Annotated in this window: 1 protein-coding gene and 1 pseudogene; both read right to left on the minus strand. The window is 68.3% G+C overall.

The genetic code is table 11. The features are described from left to right. Positions 1-379: pseudogene (locus J7E68_RS18725) on the minus strand (hypothetical protein); the annotation flags it as partial. Between the two features lie 140 nt (positions 380-519). Beyond that, the gene (locus tag J7E68_RS18730; protein ID WP_215175056.1) at positions 520-1,593 is read right to left on the minus strand and encodes a glycosyltransferase; all 1,074 of its coding nucleotides are present in this window, start codon (positions 1,591-1,593) and stop codon (positions 520-522) included. Positions 1,594-1,848 lie beyond the last annotated feature (255 nt).

Raw genomic sequence — 1,848 nt, forward strand, 5'->3', positions numbered from 1 at the left:
CGCATGCCTGCGCGACCCGATAGCGGATCCGCGCGGCGCTCTCGTTCGCCGCCCCCGTGTAGCCGCTGCAGTACGCGTCGGCCGGACGGGTCACCGACGTGATGCGGAAGTCCTTGAGGCAGACGTATCCGGTCTGGCACTTCGAGACCTTGCCGTTGAAGAAGCTCTGGATATGCGCCTCGGTCATCGTGTTCTTCTTGGTGAAGGCCGCATCGCTGATGATGTTGCCCGCACTGAAACCCGCGAGAGTCGTCTTCACCTCTCGTGCCTGGACGACGCCAGTCGACGCCGTGGTCGCGGCGGAGGCGGAGGCAGCAGGAACGGCGACACCGACCACGAGCGCCGCTACTGCGACGAAGGTGGCGAGGATTCGGGGCATCCTCATGGTGTTTCGAGAGCGTGGGGCACGTCGAGACATGTGACCAGTGTGACGGAAGTTGCAGGATGATGCCACTGTTACGCGAAATCGGGCGTTGCGAATCGGCGTGTCTCCCGAAGACACAGTCAGCGTTCAGGACCTCAGAGGTCGGCGTGCAGTCCCCACACGCGCTCGGCGGCACCGAGCCACGAGAACGATCGTGACCGGTCCGCGCCGAGCACGCTGAGTCGCCTCGCTCCCCCGCTGACGGCGTCGACGACGGCATCCGGGACTTCGGAGGCATCGACAAGCACTCCTCCGTCGGCGATGACGTCCTGGTGCACTCCGCTGTCGACGGCGACGACCGGAACCCCGAGGGTCATCGCCTCGACGACCCTCCAGGGCCATGCGGTGCGGGGGCTCGTCGCGACGAGGGCGGAGGCGGCGGCGAACACGGCGGCCCGGTCGTCGACTGAGAGCACGCCGCGGATGTGCGCGCGGGCTTCGGGCAGGCCGACGGATGCCGCGAGCTCGGCGAGCCTGGGCTCTGCCCCCTCGGGGGCGTCGAGGACGACGGCGTCCTTCCCCGCGGCGAGCGCGGCCCGGAAGCCCGATTCGAGCGTGTCGGGCGATCCCGTGAGCACCACGTAGCCGACCGGCAGCGACAGGGCATCACGGCGAGCCGAGGCATCGAGGGGAACGACGAAGCCCGAGGGTGCGGCGCCGGGGATGACGCGGATCCGATGCCGGAGCTTCGCGATCTCCGCCAGGCGAGCAGCCATGGCGTGCGAGGGCACGACGACGGCGTCTGCATGCTTGGCCGCCCTCTTCAGCATCCCGCGCTGCCATGCCACCGTGGTCTTCGACAGCGAGTCCGGCGCTTCCCACGCGTGCAGATCCCAGAGGGTGACCGTCGTCTGATCATGGTCGTGCACACGGTCGTGCCGCACGAGCGGCGCCATCAGGGTCGCCGAATGGATGAGGCCTCCGCCGGCTCCCGCCACGATCCCCAGCTGCCATGAGGCGGCCAGCTCGCGTCGGGCGAGGGAGAGTCTGCGGACGTCCGAGACCCCGGGGATCGACACCTCTGCGCCCGCGGGCACGATCGCATCGACGGCGCAGCCGGACGGTGCCGTCTTCACGAGGGCGGCGGTCAGATCTGCGGATGCGGAAGCCTGATCCGCATCGACGACATGCGTCAGCTGATCGAGAACAACACGTAGCCGAGCACCCATGCGACAACAGTAGTCGTCGCCACCTGGGGAACCCGGTAGCGTCACCGCGAACGGCGAGCAGCCGACTCCCCTCACCGTCGTGATACCGCTTCATGCTTGAATGCAGGGGTGAGTGACGGACGCCTGCCGGTACGGCGCCGCTGGTTGAGATGGACCATCGGCGTGATCCTGACCCTTCTCGTGCTCGCGACCGGGTGGGTCACGGTTCGCGGTATCGGGGCGGTCAACGACATGCAGCAGGTCGCCGCCACCTCT

Origin of the sequence: Microbacterium sp. ISL-103 (assembly GCF_018613995.1) — a bacterium.
GTDB lineage: Bacteria > Actinomycetota > Actinomycetes > Actinomycetales > Microbacteriaceae > Microbacterium.

Excerpts from the sequence above, each read along its gene's own strand:
- J7E68_RS18730 (WP_215175056.1), bottom strand. The coding sequence starts at position 1,593 with ATGGGTGCTCGGCTACGTGTTGTTCTCGATCAGCTGACGCATGTCGTC.